1 protein-coding gene is annotated in these 1,723 nt (G+C 63.8%); it reads left to right on the top strand.

Annotated elements, in window-relative coordinates:
- The coding region (locus tag QZY06_RS04140; RefSeq protein ID WP_295680569.1) for an FAD-dependent oxidoreductase at positions 1-1,624 on the top strand (1,624 nt) is incomplete at its 5' end.
- Between the last annotated feature and the right edge of the window lie 99 nt (positions 1,625-1,723).

The following is a 1,723-nucleotide window of genomic DNA, read 5'->3' as shown; positions in this document are numbered from 1 at the left end:
CGGTGTCGAGAGCCAGATCAAGGCTTTCGTCCGTTGTGCGTCGCTGGCCCGTGAAGCCGGCTATGACGGCGTCGAGGTGATGGGCTCGGAAGGCTATTTCATCAACCAGTTCCTGAGCGCTCACACCAACAAGCGCAAGGATCAATGGGGTGGCGATTACTCGAACCGCATGCGCCTGCCGATCGAGATCATGGAACGTACGCGTGCAGCAGTGGGCCGCGATTTCATCATCATCTATCGCCTGTCGATGCTCGATCTGATTCCAGACGGTTCGAACTGGGACGAGACCGTGCAGCTCGCGAAAGCGATCGAGCAAGCCGGTGCGACGATCATCAACACCGGCATCGGCTGGCATGAAGCCCGCGTGCCGACGATCGCGACCAGCGTGCCGCGCGCGGCCTTCGCCTGGGTGACCAAGAAGATGAAGGGCGAAGTGTCGATTCCATTGGTCGCGACCAATCGCATCAACACGCCGGAAGTGGCCGAGCAAGTGCTCGCCGATGGTTGTGCCGACATGGTGTCGATGGCGCGGCCGCTGCTCGCCGATCCGGATCTCGTCAACATGGCCGCGCGCGGCCTGGCGCACGAGATCAACACCTGCATCGCCTGCAATCAGGCCTGCCTCGATCACGCGTTCCAGAACAAGGTGGCGTCCTGCCTGGTCAACCCGCGCGCCTGTCATGAAACCGAGCTGCGCTATGACCGTGCTGCGACGCCGAAGCGCATCGCCGTGGTCGGTGCCGGGCCGGCGGGCCTCGCCTGTGCAACGACCTTGGCCAGCCGTGGTCATCAGGTCGATCTGTTCGATTCCGCGAGCGAAATCGGCGGCCAGTTCAACATGGCCAAGCGCATTCCGGGCAAGGAAGAATTCTTCGAAACCCTGCGCTATTTCGGCAGCCAGATCGAACGCCACGGCGTGCGCCTGCACCTGAATACGCGCGTCGATGTCGAGAAGTTATTGACAGAGAAGTTCGACGAGGTGGTGATCGCTACCGGTGTGGTGCCGCGCGATCCGAAGATCCTCGGTCAGGATGGCCCGAACGTGCTGAGCTATGTCGACGTGCTGGCCGGCAACAAGCCGGTGGGCCAGCGAGTCGCGGTGATCGGGGCTGGCGGCATCGGTTTCGATATCGCCGAGTATCTGGTCCATGAAGGCCAGTCGCCGACCCTGGATCTGAACACCTGGCGTGCCGAATGGGGCGTTGGCGATCCGTCTTCGACGCGCGGCGGTTTGAAGCGCCCTGATATTTCAGCGCCGGCACGGCAGGTGACCTTGCTGCAGCGGAAGACCGGCAAGGCTGGCGCCGGCCTCGGCAAGACCACTGGCTGGATACATCGCTCGGCACTGAAGATGAAGCAGGTCGAGATGCTGTCCGGCGTCAACTACGACGGCATCGATGCCAAGGGCCTGCACGTCAGCTTCGGTGAAAAGCGCGAGCGGCCGATGCTGGTCGAGGCCGACACCATCGTGCTGTGCACCGGTCAGGAACCGCTGCGCGAACTGGAAGCGCCGCTGAAGGCGGCGGGTGTCGCGGTGCATCGCATCGGCGGTGCCGATGTCGCCTCCGAACTCGATGCCAAGCGGGCGATCGATCAGGGCTCGCGGCTGGCGGCGCGGCTCTGACGCAAGCGTCCTCCTCCGCCAGTGCGGAGGAGGACGCATGAAGCGCTAGCGCAGCTCGGCCGAGGACTTGCCGAGCAGACGACGGGCGACGATCAGCTG

The sequence above is a fragment of the uncultured Nevskia sp. genome (genome assembly GCF_903885465.1).
Lineage (GTDB): Bacteria > Pseudomonadota > Gammaproteobacteria > Nevskiales > Nevskiaceae > Nevskia.
This window is presented reverse-complemented; position numbering and strand designations above follow the sequence as displayed.